Genomic DNA, 26,021 nt, shown 5'->3' on the forward strand with positions numbered 1-26,021 from the left:
TCTCACAAATCTCAAGCCAGAATTTGGGTTTTTTTGGTTGCTGCAGCAGAATATCTCGTATAATTATAAGAAAAATTACAAATTCTCAAAATTTGTAGATTTTTAGATAACTGCTAAGACAAAGATTGTAAAAAATAAAGAAAATATTAAAAATTCGGCTTTTTCAATTTCTTTGTTTTAAGTCGAATGATATTTACCACTCTTTTTGATAAAAATCACGCTTGGAGTCGTATTTTCATGCAACTACTTCCACGACCTCAGCATAACAACCAACAACGCTTAAAGTTGGAGCCTGAGCCACCGTTGAATGTGCCACAACTTTCCGTTTTTGAGCAATCAGATCTTGAAAATGATCATAGCTTAGGACCTTGTCTTTGGAACGATTTACCAAAGAAGAAGCGACACCAACGTGTCGCCATTTTTATTGATGGCGCAAACTTGTTTTACGCAGCGATGCACCTCAATATTGAAATTGACTACACCAAACTGTTACGCTACCTCACAAACGAGCGTCAACTGCTTAGGGCTTATTTCTACACAGGTGTTGATTCTACAAATGAAAAACAGCAAGGCTTTCTCCTCTGGATGCGTCGCAATGGCTATCGTGTAGTGACCAAAGAACTCATTGAACTGCCAAATGGCTCCAAGAAAGCGGATTTGGATGTAGAAATTGCCGTCGATATGATCACACTCGCAAGGTACTGCGATACTTTGGTTTTGTTGAGTGGAGATGGCGACTTGAGCTATGCCGTTAATGCTATCAGCTACCAAGGAGTTCAAGTGGAAGTTGTTGGTTTAAGTTCAATGACCAATGAAAGTCTGATTAAGGTTGCTGACTCTTATACTGACCTTGAATTGATCAAACAAGACATTCAAAAAAAGAATGTCGGTTGGGTTGAACGGAGTAAAAGCCAACGTCAAGCAAAATGATAGGCGTTTTTATTTCCAGTAACAGATTGCCTTGCTGTTAATGAATTTGCCTGGAGGCGGGACGCGCTTAGGCGAGGTATAGAAATAAACTCTAAGAAATATTAGCAAAATTCAAACAGTGATACAGCAGAACTCAGAACTCAGAACTCAGAACTCAGAACTCAGAAGTAAAATTTGCTCTCTGTCTGATTTGTAGATAACAACGTTGTACTTCATTTACTTGCAATGTGGTGTAATTGCTGAGCTTATTTGTGATGGAAGCTTACCAACACCGATAAGAATCGTTTATCTATATAGCAGTCCTATTTAAGTTGTAAAAATTATCAACCGCCAAGACGCCAAGAGCGCCAAGAAAAGAGAGAACAGAGAATTTTACGTTCGCGTAGCGTGCCCAAAGGGCTTATGATTTAGGATTGCTATAATCCTTGTGCTTTAAATCAAAAGTCGCTTTGGTAAAGTTACTGTTATTTTAGTTCCTTTTCCCACCTGACTTTCCAAGGCAATATCGCCGCCATGTAACTCTACACAAGCGTTAGCAATGGCTAGTCCCAATCCAGTTCCAGGGATTGTATCAACGTTACTCCCACGACTGAAAGCTTGAAACAAGTTGTCTTGCTCCTCTATTGGTATGCCAATTCCCTGATCTTTGACACAAAAGATAACTTGTGAGTCATTCCCAATCAGGTGAAACTCTATCTTGCCTCCATCTGGCGAGTACTTAATCGCATTGGACATTAAGTTCACAAAGATTTGCCGCAAAAGTAAGCCATCGCCCCAAAAGTCCTTGTGATTCCCAGTCATCTTATAAATCAATTCATGACGAGAACTCAATTTTTCTCGTTGCTCTTCTATCAAATCAGAAAAAAAGTGGCACACATCGAGCGGCTGGGGCTTAAATTGCGCTTTATTCAAGTCAAATTGATAAAACACAAGCAAATCATCGACCAATTTACCCATCTGGCGGGCTTTCTGTTCAATAATTTGCAGCAACCTCTGGTGTTTCGATTCATCCAGCTTGTCGCCATGCTGCTTTAGAGTTGACGCTGCAGCAAGGATAGAAGCTAACGGTGTTCGATACTCGTAAGAAACTGTTGTAATAATTTGGGATTTAAAAGCGTTAAGTTTCTGTTCTCTCATAAGAGCTGCTTGTGCTTGGGCAAGCAGTTCTGCCTGTTGAATAATCAGACGTTGTCTTTCCCTTGTTTGGCTAAGCACACTTTGCAAGTGCGCGTGCTGAATCACGTTGCGGACTGCTAATTGTAGCACATCTGGTTTGAGACGTTGCTTGCTCAGGTAATCTTGGGCACCTTTTTTCATAGCTTGTACGGCGAGATTTTCATCACCTTGCCCTGTCAGCATAATCACGGGCGCGGGAACCTCAAATTTGTGCTGCTTGAGCTGATCGAGGATTTCTAGCCCAGTCATATCAGGTAGGGAAAAATCGAGTAAAATCACATCGCACAGTATTTCCTGGAACAAAGCAAGCCCGTCCTTCGCCGAGTCTGCTTCCAAAATTTGGTAGGACTGGTGAGGATCTTTCAAAAGATATCGACGATAGATTCTCCGATCCTCTGGACAATCATCAATGATGAGTAACGTCCTGGTTTCTGGCATAGAACGATAAAGGAGAATTATTTTACTCCTTGAACAAGCTTCTCATATATCATAGAATTTTTAACAAAATTTAATTTAAATATAAATAATTTTTAAATTAGGCAGTGTTCGTCTTAGCTTTCTAATGAGTCATTAACCTCCATCGGCGGAGTATTTGCCTCTAACCAATAATTTACAAATGCCTGAATTGTCTTTTGCAACTCTTGAGCATTTATTGGCTTGATGAGATAGCCATTTGCGCCTTTTTGGTAGCAGATCTCAATATCCTTTGGGTTAGATGATGTGGTGAAAACAACAATGGGGATTTTCCTAAGGCTGCTATCTTGCTTCAGCCGTTCCAAGATGTCACGACCATCAATACCTGGTAAATTCAGATCTAGCAGAATCACAGAAGGTCGTGGAGCTCTGTTAGGGTCTTGGTAATTCCCCTGTTGATAGAGAAACTCTAAAACCTCATCCCCGTTAGTACAGCGATATATAGGATTTTGGACAGCCATCCGCCGCATCAGGCGTTGCAGCATCCTAAAATCCTCATTGCTGTCCTCAACAACCAGCAGTGGTTCATTGAGTTTTGTTATCATTTGTTGTTTTCAAAGAATGTAATAAAAATACACTTCTTTTATTAAGATTTTAAACTATTCGAGCGTAAAATAAAATGTTGAGCCAACATCCACGACCGACTCAACCCAGATACGACCACCGTGACGCTCAACAATCTTCTTAGAAATGGCAAGCCCCGCACCGGCACCTCCACCATACTTTTCCTGAGAGTGGAGCCGCTTGAATAGTCGGAAAATACTCTCGTGGTGATGTTCTGGAATACCAATGCCGTTATCTCGTATATAAAACACAAAGGCTACTGAGGTTTCCTGTTGCTCTTCCGTAGTCAGGTAACCAATTTCAACCCATTTTTCTGGCTTGTCATTGTATTTCAACGCATTGATAATCAGGTTACTAAACACTTCACTAAGGAGAACTGGGTCACATTCAATCGTAGGCAAAAGTCTGGGTATGCGAATATCGAACTGACCTTGCGGACGACTAGCACGTAAAAGATGAATCACTTGATCGAGTAATTCGTTGAGGTCAGTTGCTTCTAGCTGCAGTTTCGCTTGCCCTAACTGGGAGAGTCGCAGCAGGGAATTAATCAGAGTTTCCATCCGTTGAGACAAGGAAACTACTGTCTGTAAGTACTCAATTCCATCCTCATCCAGCAGTTGGGCGTAGTCTTCCAATAGCACGCTTGAGTAGTTGTGAATGCCCCGCAAAGGTTCCTTTAAATCATGGGAAGCGGCAAAGGCAAAGGAAGCTAGCTCGCGGTTGCTGCGCTCTAACTCCAGGTTCATTCTGGCTAATTCATCTGCTTTAGAAAGTACGATGCCCACGATCGCATTCCGAAGAGCAATAGCGCTGTCGAGTTCACACGGTTTCCAAGGTAGCGAAGTCAATCGAACCGTTTGTTGCCAACGTTCAAAGGATGCTCGTGGACAAAGGGTAACATTACCATTGGCATCAACCTGAATCGATTCATTTGGATCACCTGCCCAGCTTACTGTTTGGATAACTTCCGGACGAAACCAGAGGATGTAATAACGCCGAACTTTAGAAATCCGCAAAAGCAGCAAACCACTTGCCGTATCTTTGAAGTCAACAGCTTCTGGGTAAAGCTTGGGCAGAGAATCAGTGGAAAATAGGTTGTCGCCGTTTGAAGTATCTACCCAATCAATCAGAAGACGAACCTGCTCAATATTGGGTGTTGATCCTAAAAGCGTAATCTCATCATCCAGATAAACTGCTGCTCCCTGAGCATCGACGATATCAAGCAACCTAGGTTGAGGATTAACAAGCGCTTCTTTAAAATTGTCTGCTTGGGAAATCGACTCTATAAAATCAGACTGTAGCGACTGAAGCTTTACCCTATAGTCCAGTTGCGACTGATTGACTTTGTGTTCTAGTTCTCGCGACACAATCTGCCCTAAGAATTCGCAAATTTTGCGCACTTCGTAAGGAATATGCTTATGTGTTTGATTATGACAAGCAACTAATCCCCAAAGCTTTTGCTCCTTAATAAGCGCTATCACCAGGATGGCTGCTACACCCATGTTTTGATGGTATTCAACACAGCAGGGGTGAGCGCTCCTAAGGACGCAAAAGCTTAAGTCAACAGGTGTAGAATGCGTTTCGGGATTTTCAACTGAAACGAGTTCGACAGGTTGGGCATTCAAATTGGGAATAAATCGTAGCAAATTACGCCTGTATAACTCCCTAACTTGCTCAGGCAGATCCGTAGCGGGATAGTGCAGCCCTAAATAAGGTGATAAATTATGCCGTTTGATTTCGGCAACTACGGAACCCGCTCCCATATGGTCAAATTCATAGACCATCACTCTGTCAAAACCTGTAATTTTTTGCACTTCGGATGCAACAAGTTGCAAAAAATCTGTGAGGTTTGATGTCTTTCGCATTTTGGCGATCGCCTCACCCGCTAAAGCATGGAAGCTCAAAAAGCTGATTTCGTTGACAGAGTCAGTTGGTTCTAGCTCAAGAATCAGACTACTTTCTGTACTATGAGCCATACCATCAAAGTATTGCTTACCTTTTGAAGTCTCGATACACAGCTTAAAGCAATTGACACGACCTCTTTCTTGTTGCCAGCATTGCTCAATAGCTTTGACTTGTTTTGTGTCAAGCAAATTGCTGAGGGGTTGACCGAGTAAATCGTCTGGCTTTTTGCCCAATAAGTCCTCGGTATTGTTGCTCACTTGCAAGATGACTAACTGGGGATTAAGCGCCAGTAGTACGCCATGAGGCTGGATCGAGATGGAAAATTCAATTGGTTCGTGCTGAATGAGATTTGTAATTTGGGTAGGGTTGACTTCAAATTGGCTCATAGCTCGACTCATCAGAACCAAACTTGTTTTTTACAAAATTGTAATTATTATTTACAAATTTTAACATTTTTTAAACATTTAATTAAAAAAGTAGCCATCATGAGCTGGGTACACCATAACAGATGAAAATCTCCTTCTCCTCTGCACGGGGTACTATTTTCATTCTTGTATCAGTGATAAACCCAACCAATCGCTTAATTCATGAGCCAGCCATTCAATTTCTGGTTCAGACTTAATTGGACCATAACCACCGCCAAGCTGATACTTGTGTACTCCAGCCCAAATGATCAATTGAGGGGGAATTTCAAATCTGTTGCCTTCAGAATCTGTTGTAAACGTTTTCGGCGAGTACACCAATTTAGTGATATCCTGTGTTCGCGCTGAAGCAACACGATTGAATTTTAATCCCAGCAAATCCCAGATAAAGCTAATTTTTTCCCGATTTAAACGAAGTCGAGTCCGTCTGAATAAAGGAAATAGAATCGCAGATAACATCTGAAAACCAGCACCCCAAAAGGGAAGTGAGAATAAAGCAAAGGGTATGTTTGCTGGAAAAGGTGCAGCGATCGCGTTAATTGTCCAAAAAAGAATAAAAGAATTCCAGGCGATCGCAAACAAAACCATGAACGTCATCGACGGTTGAAAACCGGTTGGTGGAATCAAAATATCTAAAGAATTTTCATCTTTCTTAAGTTTGATTTTACTACCAGCTGGTTGCCCCATTTTGATGGTTAAACTACGCCCAGACTGATTTTTGTTCAGCTTTGAAGAGACAATTTGTCTTGGCTGCTCTTGAGTTTTGCTTATCCAATGGTTTCCATCCCAATACCAGTTCTGTTTCATCCAGTCTGAAAAGCACATTTCTTCTGGATGTGCCTGTTGTAACAGTGGATGTTCCAAAGCTGCTAGCGCTTCACGCGCCGAACCCAACCGTCGCTCTAAACTGGGTTCACTCATCCACTTCAACCACTCAGTCAAACCGGGACTGAGAATTGCAGCCTGCTCAAAGTCAATTCGGAAGTCCTTTTGGGGTAAATCCGCAGGTTGCGTCCCTGTTACCAAGTAAATTAAAGTCGCACCCAAGCTGTAGAGATCAGATGCAGGAACTGTGCGTCCACCAAATTGCTCTGGTGGCATATAGCCATAAGTTCCGACTACAGTCATTGTCCCGACTTCACCTGCAGCCACAGTCTGTACTGAGCCAAAATCCACCAAGTAGATTTCACCTACATTATTGCCAGAGCGGTTGGTCAGCAAAATATTGCTAGGCTTAATATCGCGATGGATTGTCGGCGGTTTTTGCTCATGTAAGTAAATGAGAATTTTTAAAAGTGCTTTAGCTATCTGTTTGACTTCTGCTTCTGTAAAAGTACGCCCAGCTTTGATATATTGCTCCAAAGTTTGTGCGCTTATATAAGTCTGTACTAAAGCAAAGCCTTTGAGATTTGGTAAAGTTACCTCAAAATAGTCTAAATAGCGAGGAATAGATGGATGTGTTATTTTTTTTAAAGTTTCGGCTTCTCGCTCAAACAGTTTGAGATCATCCCATTCAAAGTCACTGCTAAAAGACAGTAACTTGACAACCACCAATTCACTTGTCAGGAGATCACGAGCCAAAAGCGTCCGTCGCCCAGCCTTTTTGCCCAATTGCTGCTGTACTTCGTAGCGATCGCCTAATACTTGACCATTCATTACCATTACTTATGGCTAAAAAATTAAAACCTTTTTCTTCATTGTATTTTCCTAAGCTAGGCAAATATATATTTTTAACATAATTGTACGGTTCTTTGCTGTTCTGTGATTCTCTGTGGGAAAAAAGGGTACTGTTCATCCTTATCAGCCCTTATTTTTCCAATTTGGCGCTTTTGCTTCGCTTCGCTCAAGGCTACGGCTCACTATGACGCTTTGCGATTTTGAATGCGTGAATTGCTTATGCCCTCCCAACTTTGGCCTTATATTACTCCTGGTATTCCAGATGATTTGTTCGAGCGCTTGCCAGGAATTCCCTTAAGCAAGCGAGAAATTAGACTGCTGTTACTTGCGCAACTGCGCCTTTTACCTAATACCGTGTTATGGGACATTGGCGCAGGGACGGGAACGATTCCAGTAGAAGCGGGGTTGCTATCTCCAGGTGGGCAGATCATTGCTGTAGAACGGGATGAAGAAGTCGCCAACTTGATTCGGCGCAACTGCGATCGCTTTGAAGTGAAGAATGTCGAAGTCATTGAAGGAAGCGCGCCGGAATGTTTACAAGACCTAAAGGTTGCTCCTGATCGCGTTTGTATTGAAGGAGGACGTCCCATCCAAGAAATTATGAAAGCAGTGTGGCGTTACTTGGTTCCCTCAGGTCGAGTTGTCGCCACAGCGGCTAATCTAGAAGGTCTGTATGCAATTTCTCAAAGCTTTGCCCAGTTGCAAGCGAGAAATATTGAAGTCATCCAGTCTGCTGTGAACCGCTTGGAGACGCGAGGTTCTTCTCAGAGTTTTACTGCTGTCAACCCCATTTTTATCCTCAGTGGTGAGAAACTAGACTAGAAATCAAAGTACGAAGAAAGAAGAAGCCAGAAAGAAGATGCAAAAGTTTCTTCATTCTTCATTCTTCATTCTTCATTCTTCATTCTTCATTCTTCATTTTTCACTCTTTTGCCCATGCCTTGGTCTCGGATTTTTAGTGGAATTGTTGCAATAGCCCTTGCTTTGACTGCGACCCTTTTGGGTGGGTGGTACTTTACTATTTTGTTTGCGGTTATCGTCTTTCTAGGTCAACTAGAATATTTTGATTTGGTGCGAGCAAAAGGTATCGCTCCTACTGCTAAAACCACCATGTTTGTTAGCCAAATTTTGCTGGTCATTTGCACTTTGGATGGGAACTTAGCTGATGCCGTGACGCCACTGGCTGGCACTTTTATTTGCTTTTACCTGTTGTTTCAGCCAAAAATGGCAACAATCGCGGATATTGCCGCTTCCATTTTGGGGCTATTCTACACTGGGTATCTGCCAAGTTACTGGGTGCGGTTGCGATCGCTTGATGGTGCAGCCATCACCAATCTACCTGTCGGTGATTACCTGTCCACAATTTGGACAAATCTTCTGGAACGAAACTTTGCCTCTCTTCCCCAAGGTCTGACAGCAACAGCGCTCACCTTCGTTTGTATTTGGGCAACTGACATTGGTGCTTACATCATTGGTAAATTCTTTGGGAAAACTCCTTTGTCGGAGATTAGTCCGAAAAAAACAGTCGAAGGAGCTGTTTTTGGTGTTGCAGCCAGCGTCTTCGTAGCTGTACTTGCAGCCTATTACCTCCATTTGCCTAGATTCCCCTTTACTGGTGTCGCACTAGGTTTGCTCATTGGCATTGCTGGTCTTTTGGGCGACCTAACCGAATCTATGCTTAAGCGCGATGCTGGGGTAAAGGATTCAGGGCAATTAATCCCCGGTCACGGAGGTATCTTGGATCGTACGGATAGCTATATTTTTACTGCTCCTTTGGTTTACTATTTTGTCACGCTTCTGTTGCCGTTGCTAGCAAATCATTGACACTCCCACACCTACAAGGTGTGGGATTCTTGAGGACTAAGCCAAGTCCCCAATATCGCTTAAGCTAATTTGAGTAGGCGGGTTCCCAGGCACACCTTGGAAAGCCGTTATTCAAAGGCACGGTGTCTCCTTTTAGCCATTGTTGATTCAACGGTGGGCGTTTGAAACGTTCTTGAGTTGCTTCGGTTCTGACAAGTCCTGCCGTACCTTTTTGGATTTTAAAACTCTGATTATAGTCAACCCGTTTTGCTGTACTGCGCGGGTTTTTATATTGCCCGCTGCAAGCTTAGTTGACAAGATTAAGTATTTATTACTAATTAATTAGAACTTTGCTAAGTAACAGATATTAAATATATGTGATGAATTATGAAGCATAAACTCTGCTGTGATTCATCCTTTTTCTTTACGTCTACTTTGTTTGCGAAAATTTTTATAGATTCTATTGGTAATTGTAAAGATTACTTTAACTTCTTATAAATATTATGTGCTAATAGTGATGATAACTGTTACTGAAAGCAACACCATGTTTCGGTATCTAACCTTGGGCTAAATTCCTTAGCAAGGGTAACAATTTCCGTTGTTTCGCCTTCAAAGGAAAAACAGTTGCAACTTTGTTTGTATCAAAGAAGCAACACTCAAAAGGTATGTCAATTTCTAAGGCTGAATTTCACGCGCCGCGTGCCAATTCGACTGGACACTTAAGTGCCGATGACCGATATATGTTTTAAAAAGAACGCAGCTTGGACATGCCCATAAATTTAGGGGATTTAACAAAGCTCCGCCTTGTCGCACACTTTCGGCTCGTTCGCGAGTGCGTGAAGGCATAATAAACCTTTTTGTTTTTCAGAAATGAATTTAGGTGCTTGTACCCTAATTAACAATTCTGACTAGTGAGTTCTTTCTTTGGTCATAAGCTAAGAAATTGTGTTCCTGTGCAAGCGTTACTCCCAAAAGTAACGCTCTGCTTAATAGTCGCCCAGGAAGTTAGGTTTACCGACACCAAGCCACTACAAGCTATAGCCAACACGTTTTTGACCTAATTAACGGCAAAAGCCTAGCAGACGAGGTGAAATCAATGCCACAAGAGAAAGCTTTAGCCCTTGATGTGACTAGAGTCGAAGCTCGTAAGAGCGTACTCCCCAAACCACCTCTGCTATCTAGCCACCAAGCTGGATGGGAGAATATGTCTCTGGAATACCACCTTCAACCAGAGTATGAAAGCCCGGAACATTACGCATCACATTACACACTTGCGATTCGTCTAAAAAGTCAGTCAGGGCTCGAGCGATGGCTAGGCGATTGCCACAGAACCGAGAACTGTAGACGAGGCGACGTAGCGGTCATTCCTCCTCAAGTCACCCACAAGATATATTCTCCTCAGGAATCCGAATTTATCGCTTTGTGCTTAGATTCTGAGTTTGTCTCAAATATTGCGGGTGAGTCAGTTGACCCAGATATTTTGGAAATAATACCACACTTTTCCAAACCCGATCCGTTAATTTATCAAATGGGGCTTGCTCTTAAGACAGCACTGGAATCAGATGGACCAGCTAGTCGCCTTTACGCTGAATCAATGGCAACTGCGCTATCAGCTCACTTATTGCAGCATTACTCTGCACCCAAGCACAAACTCCGAGAATATCAAGGAGGATTGCCGAAGTATAAGTTACAGCGAGTCATTGAGTTTATTATTGACAATTTAGCGGATAATTTACTGCTTGGGAGTATGGCACAGGAAGTCAGCATAAGTCAGTACCACTTCGCCCGCTTGTTCAAGCAGTCTACAGGGCTTTCTCCCTACCAATATGTGATTCACTGCCGGATTGAGCGTGCCAAGATATTGCTCCTACAAAGTCAACTAAAAATTTCTGAAATTGCCTCACAGGTTGGTTTTGCTGACCAAAGCCAATTCACACGTCACTTCAAGCGCCTGTTGGGAGTGACACCCAAAGAAATTCGCTCCTCCAGAAAATAGCAAGAATCTTCTAAAACAGCAAGAATGCTCTAGACAGCAGCAATCACGGTTTCATATACCTTAGATAAAAATGAAAGTCTCTATTCTCTATTAATGTCGGCTAGTGGTATTCGAGCCAGTTGAGTCTCCTAATACTTGCCTTGTGAAAACACAAGGCGAAATTCTTGCCCCATTAATCAAAGCAAGGTTGTTCACACAACAATTGCAGCAGCAATAAAGGCTGGGGATAATGTCCTCCCTTATCCCCCGCATTTCTTGTTTTGGAGCATGAAAAAAGCCCTGCCAAATTCAGGGGTGTTGGGAGAAATCGAATGAAAGTGATGAGTATTGCGGTGCATCTCCAAAGAGACGTTTGCAAAAAAGTGCTTGCTGGGCGTTCTACCACTACGTCCTTTTCCTATTTCTTTTTGAGGAGAGCGTATGAACGATAATCGCAAGCCTCGCTGTACTCGCCCTGATGCCACTCGCAATAGTACACCCTTAGAAGTTCAAGCGCAACTTGTTGACATCCTCAACCAAACGCTTGCAACTACTGTTGATTTGAAGACTCAGGTCAAGCAGGCGCGTTGGAATATCAAAAACATGAACTTTTGTGCTTTACACGAACTGTTTCATGAAATTGCAATGGAACTGGAGGTGTATATTGATTTGCTTGCGGAGAGAGTGACAACCCTTGGTGGTTTAGCCAGAGGAACTGCTCGGGCAGCTGTCAAACACTCAGTATTACCTGAATACCCCTTTCATATTACAGAACGTCAAGAACACGTAGCATCCCTCGCAGAGCGTCTATCCATCTATGGCTCTTTGCTGTGGGAGAACATTGACCGTACTGCCATTCTGGGGGATGCAGATACAGCGTACTTGTACGCTGAAATCTCGATGGTAATCGACAAGCGTCTGTGGTTCTTGGACGAACAGCTGATGACCTCATGCTTTGATGAGCATCATCAGGTGGCTTCTTGTAACTAACAAACAACTGTAAAAAATCTCTTGTGTTCTACTGAGTACAGAATTGCATCTGTTTCGTAAGGATTGCTGGTTCAGGTACGGTAAGCGCAATTACCAGCCACAGTCCTACGAAATTAGAAAAACTGTACTCAGCTTCACTATCATTTTTTCTAGCTAAATTTTCTAGCTAAATATATCATTAAAAATAAATAATTTCCTGTTTTAGTTTCTTATTTTTAATGATTAGGGGTTGACGTTAATCCGTCCACGACACACTAACTGCCCTGGGACGAGAGTTAACTCTTGGATATCAACATCTGATCCTAGATTGAAATACAGGTCTTGGTGATTACCCTCAAACTGCGAGCCAGTATTGCTTTTGACTTGGATTGATGAGAGTTGCAATTCCTGTGTGCTCAGTAACTCCGGGCTCATACTAATATCTAAGTCAGTCGGTTCGCTTTCGTCTGCCAAAATAGCGCAGAGTATTGCTTTACTCTTGTGAAGCTGAATTTTTTGCCAACTGATAGACTTGGATTTTGGGCAGTGTTCTGGTAAAAGTTTAACCAGAACATCATTGAGAGCACTTGGTAATAAGGCAGATGAAAGGGAGGCATTGAGATCATCCTCTGACTGAATCAACTCGCCAACTACTGGTACTGTTTCTAACAGTCGCAGTGGCTGTCCCTTAAGTACGGAGCCAATGTTGACCCGAATGTTTTCTGCAACTAGTTCAATCTGTGTAAGATGGAGACCTCGATAAACTGCATGACTGGCAAAAATAGATACACTCGGAATGCAACCAGAGAGAATTTGGCGATCGCTCGCTTTAATCTCTACTTCCAGTTCGGAGATTTGGCTCACTTGTGTTTTCAACCACAGCTTTAGTGCTCTGGTTAGTATAGTTGTAACAATCCGTACCTTGTTTGATTTTGTTGAGTGTGAATTTAACTCTTGCATCTAACCGTTCTGCTTATGAATATGCAATTAACAAACGCCAAGTACTGTAATAGGCTATTACTTTACCATTTACAGTGATTCAGGACAAAATTTAAATATATTCTTTGTTTATCAACGATTTTCATCACTTATAAGTAATTTCCACATGGAGGCGCGGTTACAAAAAATTCTTTCTCAGTGGGGTATAGCCTCACGTCGTGAAGCTGAAGAAATGATCAAAGCCTCACGCGTGCGGGTTAATGGTGAATTAGCACATATGGGTCAAAAAGCTGATCCCCAAACAGATACGATCACGGTCGATGGTGAGCTTGTGTCTTTTGTGCAACGTCCAGCTTTAATGTACCTGTTACTGCACAAACCAACCGGAGTCGTAACGACTTGCGAGGACCAGCAAGGAAGACCTACAGTCTTAGACTTACTACCTAAACAAATAAGTTCCGGTAAAGGTATTCACCCAGTAGGTCGCTTAGATGTAGACTCTACAGGAGCTTTAATACTTACAAACGATGGCGACCTAACATTTGGGCTAACCCATCCCAGTCACAGTATTCCCAAAACATATCGTGTTTTGGTCAAAGGACATCCTCCACAAGAAGTGCTACAGATGTGGCGTCAGGGTGTGGTCTTGGAGGGGAGAAAAACACGACCAGCACAAGTGCGAGTCGTAGAAAGGCTTGCCAATTCTAGCTGTTTAGAAATTATTTTGAAGGAGGGGAGAAATCGTCAAATTCGCCGTATCGCCGAACAGTTGGGATATCCGGTGATAAGACTACATCGCACTGCTATCGGTTCAATTCAATTACAAACGCCAGGAAAAGGCTATTTAGCTGAGGGTGAGTATCGTCACCTAGAAGAGTTTGAAATTCGCTTTTTAAAAAAAGCAATTGCTGCAGATTCCTATTAATGATTCAGCGTGGTTTAAGGAGTGTAACAGAATATGAAATGGCTAAGAAGGAAAGACAAGTTAGAGTCAACACCTTCAATAGAGCAACAAAGAGCCGAAATTCTAGCGGACATGGGTGCTCAACTTTGGACTGTGCGCTTGGAACAAGGTCTATCCTTACATGAAATGGCCCTGTTGACCAAAATTTCCCCACGACTATTGCAGGCGATAGAACAAGCTAATTTAGCTGAACTGCCAGAGCCAGTTTACACTCAGGGTTTGATACGGCAATTTGCTGATGCACTGGGGTTAAATGGAGCAGAATTTTCTAGCACTTTTCCCATAGGTATGAACCGCGTGAGTCTAAAGCCAGGCTGGAAAACCAACGGGGTAGATCAATTACGCCCCGTCCATCTTTACGTGCTATACATATTTGTGATTTTCTGCTCTGTCAGTGGCTTGTCTGGATTACTCAACAGCGCGACTTCACAAGTAAGTTATAGCCAAAGCAATCCGAAACCACAAAGACAGCGTCTTGCACAACCACCAGTCACTCAAAATAATCAGACACAGCAACGCCAAGCTTTGAGCGAATCCTTTAGCAGCACTAACGCCAATCAGCAGGTGCAAATTGGTCTGACTTTGAAAGAGAAGTCTTGGATTCGAGTGGTAGCCGATGGCAAAGTTCAGTACGAGGGTGAACTTCCACAGGGAAGCCAACGAACTTGGATTGCGCAGGGAGAACTGACTGTCAAAGCAGGTAATGCGGGTGGCGTGCTAGTGAGTGTCAACAAGCAACAACCCAAGCAACTAGGAGAACCTGGGAAAGTGAAACAAGTTACGATCGCAGCTAATACTGAGTATTGAGATGGAGGAGTGAGGGAGTGAGAAAGTGAGGGAAGAACTAGAAATTCTCCTTTGTCCTCCTCATCTTCCTCATTTCCTCCCAGTAAAGAGTCCCTAATCCCTAGTCCCCAGTCCCCGTGAACTTCCTCACTTAGGTTGAGGCGCACGTCCAGAGAATCTGGTGAGAGTTTGTAGGCGATCGCCTAACTCCTTCGTCAAAGCATCCGCCTCATATCGCCACTCCCAGTTTCCTTCAGCAATACTAGGGAAATTCATCCGCGCTTCACCTCCCAATCCCAAGACATCCTGGAGTGGGAGAATTGCCTGATTCGCCACAGAAGTCATAGCCAGTCGAATAAAATCCCAGGCAATACCTTCAGGGCTTTGACAACCCAGGTAGAGCAACAAGGATTGCTTTTCGTGTTCTGTCGCTTTATTGAACCAGCTTACGGTTGTGTCGTTGTCGTGAGTCCCGGTGTAAACTATGCTATTGCGTTGGTAGTTGAACGGTAAAAACGGATTACCCGCGTCATCACTAAAAGCAAACTGCAAAATTTTCATCCCCGGAAATTCAAACTTGTCTCGCAGCGCTTCTACATCTGGCGTAATATCACCTAAATCCTCCGCCATGATCGGTAGTTTGCCCAACTTCAGTTTAATCGCCTCGAACAACTCTTCTCCAGGGGCTTTAATCCACTCGCCATTTATCGCTGTTTCTTCCCCTCTTTTCACAGCCCAGTAAGTTTCAAACCCTCGGAAGTGGTCGATGCGAATCACATCAACATAATCTAGCAAGGCCTCAAAGCGCCCTATCCACCACTTATAGTCTTGTTTTTTCAGTTCTTCCCACTCATAAACTGGGTTGCCCCACAATTGACCAGTAGCGCTAAAGTAATCTGGTGGAACTCCCGCCATCAGTGCCGCTTCTCCCGTCTCTTCATCCAGGCTAAAAATGTCGCGATGGGACCACACGTCGGCGCTATCATGGGCTACGTAGATGGGGATATCGCCGATAATTTGAATACCGCTCATATTGGCATAAGTTTTGAGTTGCGACCACTCGCGGAAGAATTCATATTGGGTGAATTTGTGAAAAAAGATTTCCGCAGTCAGTTCCCGCTGTACCCGTTCCAACGCTTCCGGTTCGCGCTTAGCAAGTTCTGGCTTCCATTTATGCCAGCTTATTCCATCGTGAGCATCTTTAAGCGCCATAAACGCGGCATAATCATCCAACCAATAAGCCTTGCTGTCACAAAAACCAGCAAATTCCGTTTGCTGTATGGGCGATGCCTGGTTTTTAAAGTTCTCACAGGCTTTTTTGAGCAGCTCAATTTTAATTGGTCTAACTTTGTCGTAATCTACCTTGGACACCTCAAATGTTGGTAAATTAGCAAAGTCCTCCTGTGCTAGCCAACCCTGCTCTACAAGTTTGTCTGGACTAATCAGCAGGGGATTTCCAGCCAATGCTGAAAAAGAAGCATAAGGAGAATTACCGTACCCAGTTGGTCCTAAAGGTAGAACTTGCCAAAATTGCTGACCGCTCTCTCTGAGAAAATCAATGAAGCGATATGCTTCTAAGCCTAAATCCCCAATGCCAAATCGACCGGGAAAGGAGGTGGGATGTAGCAAAATACCACTGGATCTAGGAAAAGGCATACTTAACCTGCTATTAATTGAGGACGCGATGGCGCTATCGCACCGAAGTTTATCACGGAACAGTAACTGGCTATGAATCCACTAAACTCGCGTTGTTTATCCTTTGTCCAGCCGATACCATTAGCTCACAGTAAAAATATTTCACTGTTGACTCTTGACTCATGACTAATGACTAATGACTAATAACTATGAGTTACCGAAATCCTGCTCCGACAGTTGATATCATCATCGAATTAGGTGATCGTCCTCATCGACCTATAGTGTTAATTGAGCGACATAATCCACCTTTAGGCTGGGCTATCCCTGGTGGTTTTGTAGATTACGGCGAATCTGTGGAGATTGCGGCGCGGCGCGAAGCTTTGGAAGAGACTGGCTTGCAGGTGGAGTTAATTGAACAATTTCATGTATACTCCGATCCGAGCCGTGATCCCCGTCAGCACACATTAAGCATTGTGTTTTTGGCAACGGCGACGGGTGAACCCAAGGCGGGGGATGATGCTAAGGGTATAGGAATTTTTGAGTCTTGGCGCGTGCCTGGTCAATTGTGTTTTGACCATGATAAGATTCTGCGGGATTACTGGCGTTATCTACATTATGGGATACGTCCAAGGTTGGAGTAGATCAGGAACCACAGAGGCGCAGAGGGCGCAGAGGAGGAGAGATGAGTAAAAGGGTTATTCGTACTGATAATGCACCTGCACCAGTGGGACCATATAATCAAGCGATCGCAGCTTCTGGTGAAATGATTTTTGTGGCTGGTCAAATTCCTCTTGATCCCAATACGGGAAAGATTGTTGGTGAGGGGGATGTGACTGTGCAGACACAACAGGTGATGGCAAATTTAGAGGCGATACTTACGGCTGCTGGGGCGACTTTTCAGGATGTCGTGAAAACGAGTGTGTTCTTGGCAGATATGAATGATTTTGCGGCGATGAATGCGGTGTATGCAAAGTCTTTTGATGAAGCGACAGCGCCAGCGCGTGCGTCTGTGCAGGTGTCGCGTTTGCCTAAGGATGTGTTGGTAGAGATTGAGTGTATCGCGGTGATTTCAGGCTGAGTCATGGCGAATGAGTTACCACTTGCTCAAGAATATGAAGAATTCTTGGGCGAACTCAAAGAACGTATAAGACAAGCTCAAGTACAGGCGGCGCTTGCTGTCAACCGCGAATTAATACTTTTGTATTGGCAAATTGGACGAGATATCCTTTGGCGACAGCAACAGCAAGGCTGGGGAGCAAAGGTGATTGAGCGTTTGCCTGCTGACTTACGCAAAGCTTTTCCAGAGATTAAGGGGTTATCGTCTCGCAATCTTAAGTATATGCGGGCTTTTGCTGAGGCTTACCCTGATCAAGAATTTGTGCAGCGGGCTGCTGCACAAATTCCCTGGTTTCATAATTGCGTCCTCATAGATAAAGTTAAAGATAGTGCTGAACGCGAGTGGTATATTCGTCAGACAATACAACAGGGTTGGAGTCGCAATGTATTAGTTCATCAAATTGAAAGTGGACTTTACCACAGGCAAGGAAAGAGTATCACTAACTTTGAGCGTACTCTTCCCAAACCTCAATCAGAACTAGCACAGGAAATTATTAAAGACCCGTATAATTTCGATTTTCTTAGTTTAGGAGAAGCAGCGCAAGAGCGTGATTTAGAGAAGGCGTTAATTAACCATATTCGTGATTTCTTATTAGAACTGGGAGTAGGTTTTGCTTTTGTAGGAAGCCAGTATCATTTGGAAGTTGGAGGCGAAGATTTTTATATAGATTTATTGTTTTATCACTTGCGTTTGCGCTGCTTTGTAGTAATTGACTTAAAGATTGAAGAGTTTAAGCCTGAGTTTTCAGGCAAGATGAATTTCTACGTTTCTGCTGTGGATGATTTGCTAAGACATCTAAACGACGAACCCAGCATTGGGATGATTTTGTGCAAGAGCAGAAATAAAACAATTGTAGAATACGCTTTGCGAGATATGAATAAGCCGATTGGTGTTTCTACATATCAATTAAGACAGGCTTTGCCGGAGAATTTACAAGGAAGTTTGCCTACAGTTGAACAGTTGGAGGCAGAGTTAGATGCGGTGTCGGTAGAAATTCAGGAATAAAGATGAAGTAAAGAAAATATTAAGTAGGGTGTGTTACGGCACAAGGTGACTAAAGATAGCGAGAATAAATATTTTTGCCGTAACGCACCGTTAGGAATGGTGCGTTGCGCTGCGCTCTAACGCACCCTACTGGCTGGTTTCTGTTAACAATAGTATCCAAGTAGAAATCATTCGATATGCGGCTTAGATTACCAAATTAATACATTGACAAGTGAGCGAATATGTGATTGCCTTTCTTCATTTGGGAACACTGTATTTAGGTATCCCAAAGGAGTATGAAAAATGGCAGACAATCGGATTAGTGCTAGCTTTTCCCAAAGCGATCGCCAAGCTGTGATGCAGGCTATTGCTACCATTCGCGAAAAATTACCGTTTTTGATTGATTTGACAACTGAAGAACGGCGCACAATGCTAAAGATGGGAGATAAAAGTCGGGCTTTTGTCAGCAAAGCGTTAGAAGTGGCGACGCAAAACCCAGATTTTCTTCCCCGTTCTTTTGATTTGGAAGAGATGCGCCGGGATATGATGTTGTATGAAGCGTTATATCCCGTGCTGCTGTCTCTAACGCAACTGCAAGAATTAGTGGATGATACGTGTATGACCGCTGGGAGTGAAGCGTATACATCAGCGCTAGCAGTTTATAGTTATGCCAAAGCAAGTGGAAACGTGATGGGTTTAGATGCGGTTATTAATGAGATGGGGCGCAGGTTTACCCGTCGTACTAAGAAAAAAGCATCGGATATTTCAGCTAGCTAAGATTTGGAATACCTCATTCTGACATTAGTTCGTAGTTGGCGCTTTAGCGCTTCAGCGCTAACTACAAACCTATCAAGCTTAGTCAATTACCCAGTAGGGTGTGTTAGGCGCACCCTTGGATATGATTTATAACGAAGAACATGAGCAAAGCGCCTAACGCACCGGCATTAACAAGTTGAGCTTTTGAGAGTCAACGTTGAGCTTTTGAAGGTGAAGTTTGAGCTTTTGAGAGTCAACGTTGAGCTTCTGAAGGTGAAGTTTGAGCTTCTGAGAGTCAACATTGAGCTTCTGAAGGTGAAGTTTGACCTTTTGAGGCTCAACGTTAAGCTTCTGAGGCTCAGCATTGAGCTTTTGAAGGTGAAATGTGAAGCTTTGAGATTCAATGCTGAGCTTCTGAGGGTGAAATGTCACTCCTGCTCAATCAATTATGAAAATTACTGCTATGTTTTAGGAAAAGCAATGTGAGACGTTGTTTTAATAAATAGGATAAGTACTTCTACCAGGTAAATAATACAACGGCTATGAGCAGCACACCAGGAATCCGCGTCACTCAGCCCGGTCAATTAAAAAGGAAACCTGAGATTAAGCAGCGAGAGCTTTGGATAGCATTAGCCAAAACAATAGCAAATCTTGCGACTGTTAATTTGAGCAACGTGCCAGAAAATCTTGTAGATATTGGAGCATCACTTGGGCGCACAAAACAACCAGGAGAACTTGCTTGGCTGCTAATTCTTCATTCTCTCAAGCAAGCGATAGAGAGCTTGGTGAAAGACTATCGACAGATATATACGCAAGTAACTGAGAATATCATTGCGGTACTTTCTGAATATTGCCTAAACCAATTTTTAATAGGTAAAGAACTGACTATTTATCCTGGCTTTTTTGACAACCCTATAGTATGGCTTATTATTAAATCAAAAGAAACTCCTGTTGCTCCAGATAACGAAACTTATTTTATTCAAGCAGTTAAAACTCCTTTTGCAGAATGGTTAGAAAGTTTTGGTCTTAATAAGGCACAGGTAAAAGTCATCAGTGATAGGCTTCCCACTCAGTTTGTTTATGCTTTGCATCAAGAGTGGAATAATAATAGTGATAAATATATTCCTTTGCAAGAAGAACTCAATAGCCCTTTTATTGCGGCTGCTGAACGCGAAGGTAAAAAGGAACAAGCATGGCGGTTGTATTCAGCATGGCTGCAAAACCAAGTCAATCAACGAATTTTTGATGAAGCTTTTACCCTGAGAGATGTTTATGTTCCCTTACGTGCATACTATGAGCGTGAGATTAAGGGGAAAAATGATGATGATGCCCAGCGCCAGACAACAAAAAATAAACAATGTGAGAAAATAGTTGTTGAGCTAGAAAGTGAATTAACAAATTGGTTAAATACTGCTGAACCTAAAGATGCTATCCGCGTTATTAGTGGAGGACCAGGAAGTGGTAAATCTTCTTTTACTAAATGGTTTGCAGCTAAACTGTTAAAGGAAGAAAAAAAAGAAATAAAACACAATGTTCAAGTTTTATTTATTCCTTTGCATCTTTTTGATTTAAAGGGTGATTTGGTAGATGAAATCAGCAATTTTATTGAATCTACACATCGAATTCCTTTGCCTCCAAATCCCTTAAAACGAGATAATTCTGTATCACGCTTACTGATTATTTTTGATGGATTAGATGAGTTGTCAATGCGGGGAAAAATTGATAAAGACATTGCCCAAGAATTTGTTAGTGTTGTGCAGAGACAAGTAGAAAAGTTAAATGACTCTGACAATTGTAAATTGCAAGTCTTAATTAGTGGTCGTGAATTGGTAGTCCAGCAAGCACATAGCAGTGTGTTGCGCCAAACCCATCAGATTCTGCATATTTTGCCTTATTTTGTAACGCAAAATGAAAACCGAAGAAATAATTACATTGATGATAAAAAGTTGTTAGAACAAGACCAGCGGAACCTTTGGTGGCAGAAATATGCTAAAGCAATAGGTCAAGATTTCGATGGATTACCATCAGATTTAGAGTCAGAAGATTTTACAGAAATTACTTCCCAACCTTTGCAAAGCTACCTAGTCGCATCTGTTTTTGTCGAAGGTAAATTGCAATCAGAACAAAGCAGCAATTTAAGTTATATCTATGGGCAGTTATTACAAGGAGTTTATAAACGAGGTTGGGCAGATAATAAACAACACGCGGCAGTTAAGGAATTTGATATTAAAAATGATGAAGATTTTGCCCGCATTCTTGAAGAAATCGCTATAGCTTGCTGGCATGGAGATGGCAGAACAACAACAGTTAAAAAGATTGAAAAGAAATATGCTAGCACTCCGCCGTTAAAAAAACTTTTTGAAGAATATAAGCAAGTTGCAGAAAAAGGGGTTACTCGTCTTTTGACTGCCTTTTATTTCCGCAAAGGTGAGGTTAAGGATGATGAAAATACTTTTGAATTTACTCACAAAACTTTTGGTGAATATTTGACTGCAAGACGCATTGTGCGGGGAGTCAAAACAATTTACGAAAATTTGGAAGACCGCCAAAATAACTTTGAGAAAGGATGGGATGAAAAAGACGCTCTAAAAGCGTGGGCAAACCTTTGCGGTTCAACTGCTATGGATGAGTACATTTTTAAGTTTCTTCTGGGTGAAATGCGGTTGAAGGATAAAGCTGAAGTTGGCAAATGGCAGCAGACACTCTGCCACCTCATTAGCTATATGCTGCATGATGGTATGCCAATGGAAGAATTACATTTAGGTCAATTTAAAGAACAAAACCGACAAGCACGTAATGCAGAAGAAGCGCTGTTAGCTGTTTTGAATGCTTGCGCTAGAGTCACAGAAGAAATTTCTCATATTAAATGGCATGATTCAGTCAAACAAACTCCAGGAAAAGAAGAGACAGAATACTTTAAAAATTTTGGTGTTTGGATTTCTCGACTGCATGGGCAGAGAGTTAATTATGATGATCAAGTGTTTTGCTTAAAATGCTTGAGTTTTTTAGATTTGCAAAACTGCATTCTCATCCACAAAGATTTTTATATGGCGGTCGTTAGAGGGGCGGACCTTACTGGGGCAAACCTTATAGAGGTGGACCTTAGTTGGGCGGACCTTAGTTGGGCGGACCTTACTGGGGCAAACCTTAGAGAGGCGGACCTTAGAGAGGCGAAGTTTACAGAGGCGGACCTTAGTGGGGCGGACCTTAGAGAGGCGGTCCTTAGAGGGGCGGACCTTAGTCGGGCGGACCTTAGAGGGGCGGACCTTAGTCGGGCGGACCTTAGAGGGGCGGTCCTTAGAGGGGCGGTCCTTAGAGGGGCGGACCTTAAAAAGACAAAGCGTGAAGGGGCAAACTTTGCAGGAACAATCCTTGAGGGCAAAGATTTAACATACTTAGATGAAGATTCAACGTCTGATGAATCTTAGCAAAGCCTCAGCTGTGTCAGCGCCAGCGTCACACTCCAAATTTAAAGAGCCACAGATCCCCGACTTCTTTAAGAAGTCGGGGATCTTGTTTTTCGATGGAGTGCGATCTTCGCAGTGTCAATGAGAACCGCTATATTGCATCATAAGCTTGATAATTGAAACACCAGTACCATATTACCAAGCTCATTCATGACCTCTGAACGCGAAAGGGTCGATAATGATTCACCGTGGAAAGAAATCTTAGAAGCTTACTTTCCCGAAGCAATGGAATTCTTCTTCCCTCAAACGGCTGCATTAATTAATTGGAAACGTCCCCATGAATTTCTCGATAAGGAATTTCAACAAATAGCCCGCAATGCCGAACAGGGAAGAAGATATGCAGATAAATTAGTGAAAGTTTGGCAAATTAAAGGAGAAGAAATTTGGCTGTTAATCCATGTCGAAATCCAGGCGAAACCGGAAGATAACTTTGCAGAAAGAATGTTTTCTTACAACCTACGAATTTTTGACAGATTTGCGAAACCAGCCATTAGTTTAGCGATTTTGTGTGATACAGACCCGACATGGCGACCAAATCAATACAGTTATAATTATTCCGATACGAGTGTGCATTTTCAATTTGGAACCATCAAGCTTCTCGATTATCAAAACCGTTGGACGGAATTAGAGAATAGCAATAATCCTTTTGCAACGGTTGTGATGGCACATTTGAAAACACAGCAGACGATTGACATACTCCCCGCCCTATAAGTGCGGGGATTCTAGGCTCAAACAACAATTGCAGGCGTTGCCCGTCTTACATCGTCTAACCTGTGCAGTTGATGCCCCAACTGCACAAATATTCTTAGCTGCGTTTTCGTCCCTCCCATTCACTGATTGACAAGAAGGACAACGCCACTCTCTAACTGACAAATCTAATTTTTCTAGAACGTGTCCACAAATAGAACAAGTTTTGGTAGACGGATACCATTGATCTATAAATACGACTTGCTTACCTTTGTTTTTGGCAATCCACTCTAGAATTTGTAGAAATTCCCCAAAAGCCAAGTCTGATATCTTGCGTCCCCAAAGACGTTGCATTCCTTTGAGGTTGAGTGTTTCAAAACATAACACATCAAACTTGTTGGTTAGCTCATGGGCAAGTTTCCAAAACCAATCACGTCTTTGGTTGGTTACGTGTTCATGCTTGCGTACCAGATTCTTTCTTGCCCGTTCTCGATTAGCTGACCCTTTCAACTTTTTGGAGTGCTGTCTACTCGCTTTTTTGATAGCGTTAAGGGACTGTTTGAGAAATTGCGGTGATTCAATCTTGGAACCATCAGAGCAAGTAAGAAATGTCTTGAGTCCAAAGTCAAACCCCGCTATTCTACCAGTCGTGAATTCAGCTTCAGATTCAGGACAATTATCAACGACAACAACCATAAACAATTCACCCAACGGTGTACGCTTGATAGTTAGTGTTTTGACCGTTCCCTCAATCTCTCTAGACTTCCAAAATTGATAAACCCGATTTCCAATTTTGACCCTATTACCCCCAATAAACTTGTATCCTGCTTGTTTAAGGGTGAATGATTTATACTTCTTAACCTTCTTGAATCCCGGTGGTCTAACTCCTTTTTTGTTATGTTTGAAAAATAGTTGGTATGCCTTCTCAATGCGTTGACAAATATCTTGTACTGCTTGAGAACCTACTGACTGCCAGAATGGGTTACGTTTCCGCAACTTAGCAATGTGAGATTGAAGTTTTCCGCAAGCTAGGTGTTTGCCCCACATACGGTAGTACCGACGATGAAGAGCAATGCAATGGTTATAAATCACCCCAGAAGCGTTAATCTTTCGCTTGAGGTGTTTATTGCGCTTCTGGTTGTAGAACTTAAACTTCAATGTTTTCATGCTAATATTGTACATCAATAATACGTACAATTCGCATGAAGAAACGATTAGATTTTAGACTAGAAGAGTATGAACTTGAAATTCTTGAAGATTACTGCAAGGCAGTTGGTAGGACAAAAACCGACGTGCTTAGGGAACTCGTTAGAAGCTTAAAGACAAAGAAAAAGCCGTCCTAAAAGGACGGGGCTTTAAACCCAATTTTTCGGTAAAAAGCCAGGAGAACGCAAAACTTGGAAATTTAGCTTAATTCGCCGATTGTACGAATTAGGTTTTCCAGAAAAAGATATTCGTAACCTTTACCGCTTCGTCGATTGGGTTATGATTTTACCAAAAGCATTAGAAGCAGAGTTTTGGCAAGATTTTAAGGAGTTTGAGCAGGAGCGTGCAATGAGCTATATCACTACAGGCGAGCGCATTGGCTACGAACGTGGACAGCAAGAACTCGTTCTACGGCTACTACAAAGACGAGTAGGAGAGCTATCTCAAGAGGTTAAAAAGCAAGTACAGGCTCTTTCACTGGAAGATTTAGAAGCACTTGGCGAAGCCTTATTAGATTTTACAGCAATGGGTGACTTGCTAAATTGGTTACAAGCACATCCTAATGAAACTGAAAATTAACAATTTTCGCAGCTTAACCAAGCGATCGCATTTATTGTAACCGACCACGCGGGCGATCTTTGCAGCTTAAGGAAGCGATGGGCTGCGCCCCGCCGTAGGCGATCGCGCCATCGATCTTGCACCGAGACACAGATCCCCGACAACTTTTGCGAAGTCGGGGATCTTGTTTTTCAGCTATAGTAATGTGCATTTTAAATTTGGAACCATCAAGCTTATTCCCCCCCTCCTCGCTTGCGGGGAGGGGTTGGGGGTGGGGTTCTGAGTTCAGGTTTTCTAGCCAATACCCAAAGAAGGACTCAGCACTGATTGACTTTTTCTCCTAAAAGCTTAATAATATTTTCTCTTAATAACAATCTTGTTAAAACACATTCTCAAAATTATTAAGAAACTTTTCTAATGGAGGGTGGCAAATGAGTGTGAGGAAAAAGGGTTTCTTGAGTGCTGGCGCTGCGTTTGCAGTGCTGACAGGGTTAGTTGCTGGTTGCTTTGGAGGTATGCAAGCTATTGCTAACTCAACCCGAAATCAGAAGAGTTCAACCTTAGTTGCTCAAACAGAGCAAAAAACTTTAACAGTTATCTTTCCTAATAGGTCTGATTCTACAGACTTGCAAAATAAAGCAAATGCAGTCGCGACATTTTTGTCCAAAGAACTAGGAACACCAGTTCAGGCAAAAATCGGCGATGATACAGCTGCTGTAGAAGCCTTGAGAGGAAACACCGCTGATGTGGCTTTTTTAAGCAGCCGTCCGGCGTTGAAAGCTGAACAACTCGCAGGCGCACGCTTGTATTTAGCAGAGGTACGTCCGACTTACTCTGGAAGATACACTTATAATTCAATTTTTGTTGTCCCCAAAGATAGCTCGCTCAAAACTTTAGGCACATCGAAAGCGACCTTGGAACAGCTGCGGGGTAAAAGAATGGCATTTACTTCGCCCACTTCTGGATCGGGGTTTATCTAGTGGGGGTTCGGGGGCTATAAGACCCGCGCTATAATCTTCGATTTAGC

General features: G+C 42.6%; 21 protein-coding genes and 4 pseudogenes. 16 read left to right on the plus strand and 9 right to left on the minus strand.

Annotation, left to right across the window (positions count from 1 at the left end):
• Positions 1-237: 237 nt before the first annotated feature.
• Positions 238-930: a LabA-like NYN domain-containing protein gene (locus AACT52_RS23475; protein WP_073627390.1), complete on the plus strand. Its 693-nt coding sequence runs from the start codon at positions 238-240 to the stop codon at positions 928-930.
• A 432-nt stretch (positions 931-1,362) separates the two neighbouring features.
• On the opposite strand, the gene AACT52_RS23480 is transcribed toward AACT52_RS23475, so the two are convergent.
• From AACT52_RS23480 to AACT52_RS23495, 4 genes are all read right to left on the minus strand, one after another.
• On the minus strand, positions 1,363-2,544 hold the full coding sequence (locus AACT52_RS23480) for a hybrid sensor histidine kinase/response regulator (RefSeq protein ID WP_073627391.1): 1,182 nt from the start codon (positions 2,542-2,544) through the stop codon (positions 1,363-1,365).
• A gap of 113 nt (positions 2,545-2,657) precedes the next feature.
• Complete coding sequence (locus tag AACT52_RS23485; protein ID WP_073627392.1) at positions 2,658-3,125, minus strand: response regulator; 468 nt, start codon at positions 3,123-3,125, stop codon at positions 2,658-2,660.
• Positions 3,126-3,179: 54 nt separating this feature from the next.
• Entirely contained in the window at positions 3,180-5,435 is a 2,256-nt protein-coding gene (locus AACT52_RS23490; RefSeq protein ID WP_083629978.1) for an ATP-binding protein, read from the minus strand.
• Between the two features lie 159 nt (positions 5,436-5,594).
• A complete protein-coding gene (locus tag AACT52_RS23495; RefSeq protein WP_073627393.1) occupies positions 5,595-7,127 on the minus strand; it encodes a serine/threonine protein kinase in 1,533 nt (510 codons plus the stop codon).
• 240 nt (positions 7,128-7,367) lie between these two features.
• On the opposite strand from AACT52_RS23495, the gene cbiT reads away from it, so the two are divergent.
• Positions 7,368-7,970 carry a precorrin-6Y C5,15-methyltransferase subunit CbiT gene (gene cbiT, locus AACT52_RS23500; protein WP_073627451.1) on the plus strand — a complete coding sequence of 201 codons (603 nt, stop codon included), beginning with the start codon at positions 7,368-7,370 and terminating at the stop codon, positions 7,968-7,970.
• Between the two features lie 114 nt (positions 7,971-8,084).
• Positions 8,085-8,972, plus strand: a complete 888-nt coding sequence (locus tag AACT52_RS23505; RefSeq protein ID WP_073627394.1) for a phosphatidate cytidylyltransferase — start codon at positions 8,085-8,087, stop codon at positions 8,970-8,972.
• A 654-nt stretch (positions 8,973-9,626) separates the two neighbouring features.
• Here AACT52_RS23505 and AACT52_RS23510 read toward each other — a convergent pair.
• A complete protein-coding gene (locus AACT52_RS23510) occupies positions 9,627-9,797 on the minus strand; it encodes a hypothetical protein (protein WP_158054498.1) in 171 nt (56 codons plus the stop codon).
• Positions 9,798-10,047: 250 nt separating this feature from the next.
• On the opposite strand from AACT52_RS23510, the gene AACT52_RS23515 reads away from it, so the two are divergent.
• Positions 10,048-10,947, plus strand: a complete 900-nt coding sequence (locus AACT52_RS23515) for an AraC family transcriptional regulator (RefSeq protein ID WP_073627395.1) — start codon at positions 10,048-10,050, stop codon at positions 10,945-10,947.
• A 420-nt stretch (positions 10,948-11,367) separates the two neighbouring features.
• Complete coding sequence (gene dps, locus AACT52_RS23520) at positions 11,368-11,916, plus strand: DNA starvation/stationary phase protection protein Dps (RefSeq protein WP_073627396.1); 549 nt, start codon at positions 11,368-11,370, stop codon at positions 11,914-11,916.
• 222 nt (positions 11,917-12,138) lie between these two features.
• Here the strand turns inward: dps and AACT52_RS23525 are convergent, their stop codons facing one another.
• A complete protein-coding gene (locus AACT52_RS23525) occupies positions 12,139-12,855 on the minus strand; it encodes an LmeA family phospholipid-binding protein (protein ID WP_073627397.1) in 717 nt (238 codons plus the stop codon).
• A 145-nt stretch (positions 12,856-13,000) separates the two neighbouring features.
• On the opposite strand from AACT52_RS23525, the gene AACT52_RS23530 reads away from it, so the two are divergent.
• The gene (locus tag AACT52_RS23530) at positions 13,001-13,759 is read left to right on the plus strand and encodes a pseudouridine synthase (protein WP_073627398.1); all 759 of its coding nucleotides are present in this window, start codon (positions 13,001-13,003) and stop codon (positions 13,757-13,759) included.
• Positions 13,760-13,792: 33 nt separating this feature from the next.
• Positions 13,793-14,605 carry a helix-turn-helix domain-containing protein gene (locus tag AACT52_RS23535; protein WP_073627400.1) on the plus strand — a complete coding sequence of 271 codons (813 nt, stop codon included), beginning with the start codon at positions 13,793-13,795 and terminating at the stop codon, positions 14,603-14,605.
• A gap of 126 nt (positions 14,606-14,731) precedes the next feature.
• On the opposite strand, the gene malQ is transcribed toward AACT52_RS23535, so the two are convergent.
• On the minus strand, positions 14,732-16,240 hold the full coding sequence (gene malQ, locus AACT52_RS23540; RefSeq protein WP_073627402.1) for a 4-alpha-glucanotransferase: 1,509 nt from the start codon (positions 16,238-16,240) through the stop codon (positions 14,732-14,734).
• Between the two features lie 188 nt (positions 16,241-16,428).
• Here malQ and AACT52_RS23545 point away from each other — a divergent pair, with 188 nt between their 5' ends.
• The 7 genes and pseudogenes from AACT52_RS23545 to AACT52_RS23575 form a co-directional block, all read left to right on the plus strand.
• Positions 16,429-16,860 carry an NUDIX domain-containing protein gene (locus AACT52_RS23545; protein WP_073627404.1) on the plus strand — a complete coding sequence of 144 codons (432 nt, stop codon included), beginning with the start codon at positions 16,429-16,431 and terminating at the stop codon, positions 16,858-16,860.
• A gap of 41 nt (positions 16,861-16,901) precedes the next feature.
• A complete protein-coding gene (locus tag AACT52_RS23550) occupies positions 16,902-17,297 on the plus strand; it encodes a RidA family protein (protein WP_073627406.1) in 396 nt (131 codons plus the stop codon).
• 3 nt (positions 17,298-17,300) lie between these two features.
• The gene (locus AACT52_RS23555; RefSeq protein WP_073627408.1) at positions 17,301-18,341 is read left to right on the plus strand and encodes a PDDEXK nuclease domain-containing protein; all 1,041 of its coding nucleotides are present in this window, start codon (positions 17,301-17,303) and stop codon (positions 18,339-18,341) included.
• Between the two features lie 282 nt (positions 18,342-18,623).
• Positions 18,624-19,097, plus strand: coding sequence for a hypothetical protein (locus AACT52_RS23560; protein ID WP_073627410.1), 474 nt, complete (start codon positions 18,624-18,626; stop codon positions 19,095-19,097).
• 183 nt (positions 19,098-19,280) lie between these two features.
• Positions 19,281-19,562 carry a hypothetical protein gene (locus AACT52_RS23565; protein ID WP_143172709.1) on the plus strand — a complete coding sequence of 94 codons (282 nt, stop codon included), beginning with the start codon at positions 19,281-19,283 and terminating at the stop codon, positions 19,560-19,562.
• Between the two features lie 56 nt (positions 19,563-19,618).
• The gene (locus AACT52_RS23570; protein ID WP_073627414.1) at positions 19,619-22,504 is read left to right on the plus strand and encodes a pentapeptide repeat-containing protein; all 2,886 of its coding nucleotides are present in this window, start codon (positions 19,619-19,621) and stop codon (positions 22,502-22,504) included.
• A 189-nt stretch (positions 22,505-22,693) separates the two neighbouring features.
• Positions 22,694-23,230, plus strand: a pseudogene (locus AACT52_RS23575) (hypothetical protein); the annotation flags it as partial.
• Between the two features lie 41 nt (positions 23,231-23,271).
• Here AACT52_RS23575 and AACT52_RS23580 read toward each other — a convergent pair.
• Positions 23,272-24,397: pseudogene (locus tag AACT52_RS23580) on the minus strand (RNA-guided endonuclease InsQ/TnpB family protein).
• A 192-nt stretch (positions 24,398-24,589) separates the two neighbouring features.
• Here AACT52_RS23580 and AACT52_RS23585 point away from each other — a divergent pair.
• Positions 24,590-25,015 (plus strand): annotated as a pseudogene (locus AACT52_RS23585) (DUF4351 domain-containing protein); the annotation flags it as partial.
• Between the two features lie 31 nt (positions 25,016-25,046).
• On the opposite strand, the gene AACT52_RS23590 reads toward AACT52_RS23585, so the two are convergent.
• Positions 25,047-25,205 carry a hypothetical protein gene (locus AACT52_RS23590; protein WP_158054500.1) on the minus strand — a complete coding sequence of 53 codons (159 nt, stop codon included), beginning with the start codon at positions 25,203-25,205 and terminating at the stop codon, positions 25,047-25,049.
• Between the two features lie 220 nt (positions 25,206-25,425).
• Between AACT52_RS23590 and AACT52_RS23595 the strand changes: the two are divergent.
• Positions 25,426-25,971: pseudogene (locus AACT52_RS23595) on the plus strand (PhnD/SsuA/transferrin family substrate-binding protein); the annotation flags it as partial.
• Positions 25,972-26,021: the final 50 nt, after the last annotated feature.

Origin of the sequence: Scytonema sp. HK-05, from assembly GCF_963872035.1 — a bacterium.
Lineage (GTDB): Bacteria > Cyanobacteriota > Cyanobacteriia > Cyanobacteriales > Nostocaceae > Kalymmatonema.

Excerpts from the sequence above, each read along its gene's own strand:
- AACT52_RS23475 (WP_073627390.1), top strand. The coding sequence starts at position 238 with ATGCAACTACTTCCACGACCTCAGCATAACAACCAACAACGCTTAAAG.
- AACT52_RS23480 (WP_073627391.1), bottom strand. The coding sequence starts at position 2,544 with ATGCCAGAAACCAGGACGTTACTCATCATTGATGATTGTCCAGAGGAT.
- AACT52_RS23485 (WP_073627392.1), bottom strand. The coding sequence starts at position 3,125 with ATGATAACAAAACTCAATGAACCACTGCTGGTTGTTGAGGACAGCAAT.
- AACT52_RS23490 (WP_083629978.1), bottom strand. The coding sequence starts at position 5,435 with ATGAGCCAATTTGAAGTCAACCCTACCCAAATTACAAATCTCATTCAG.
- AACT52_RS23495 (WP_073627393.1), bottom strand. The coding sequence starts at position 7,127 with ATGAATGGTCAAGTATTAGGCGATCGCTACGAAGTACAGCAGCAATTG.
- cbiT (WP_073627451.1), top strand. The coding sequence starts at position 7,368 with ATGCCCTCCCAACTTTGGCCTTATATTACTCCTGGTATTCCAGATGAT.
- AACT52_RS23505 (WP_073627394.1), top strand. The coding sequence starts at position 8,085 with ATGCCTTGGTCTCGGATTTTTAGTGGAATTGTTGCAATAGCCCTTGCT.
- AACT52_RS23510 (WP_158054498.1), bottom strand. The coding sequence starts at position 9,797 with ATGCCTTCACGCACTCGCGAACGAGCCGAAAGTGTGCGACAAGGCGGA.
- AACT52_RS23515 (WP_073627395.1), top strand. The coding sequence starts at position 10,048 with ATGCCACAAGAGAAAGCTTTAGCCCTTGATGTGACTAGAGTCGAAGCT.
- dps (WP_073627396.1), top strand. The coding sequence starts at position 11,368 with ATGAACGATAATCGCAAGCCTCGCTGTACTCGCCCTGATGCCACTCGC.
- AACT52_RS23525 (WP_073627397.1), bottom strand. The coding sequence starts at position 12,855 with ATGCAAGAGTTAAATTCACACTCAACAAAATCAAACAAGGTACGGATT.
- AACT52_RS23530 (WP_073627398.1), top strand. The coding sequence starts at position 13,001 with ATGGAGGCGCGGTTACAAAAAATTCTTTCTCAGTGGGGTATAGCCTCA.
- AACT52_RS23535 (WP_073627400.1), top strand. The coding sequence starts at position 13,793 with ATGAAATGGCTAAGAAGGAAAGACAAGTTAGAGTCAACACCTTCAATA.
- malQ (WP_073627402.1), bottom strand. The coding sequence starts at position 16,240 with ATGCCTTTTCCTAGATCCAGTGGTATTTTGCTACATCCCACCTCCTTT.
- AACT52_RS23545 (WP_073627404.1), top strand. The coding sequence starts at position 16,429 with ATGAGTTACCGAAATCCTGCTCCGACAGTTGATATCATCATCGAATTA.
- AACT52_RS23550 (WP_073627406.1), top strand. The coding sequence starts at position 16,902 with ATGAGTAAAAGGGTTATTCGTACTGATAATGCACCTGCACCAGTGGGA.
- AACT52_RS23555 (WP_073627408.1), top strand. The coding sequence starts at position 17,301 with ATGGCGAATGAGTTACCACTTGCTCAAGAATATGAAGAATTCTTGGGC.
- AACT52_RS23560 (WP_073627410.1), top strand. The coding sequence starts at position 18,624 with ATGGCAGACAATCGGATTAGTGCTAGCTTTTCCCAAAGCGATCGCCAA.
- AACT52_RS23570 (WP_073627414.1), top strand. The coding sequence starts at position 19,619 with ATGAGCAGCACACCAGGAATCCGCGTCACTCAGCCCGGTCAATTAAAA.
- AACT52_RS23590 (WP_158054500.1), bottom strand. The coding sequence starts at position 25,205 with ATGCACATTACTATAGCTGAAAAACAAGATCCCCGACTTCGCAAAAGT.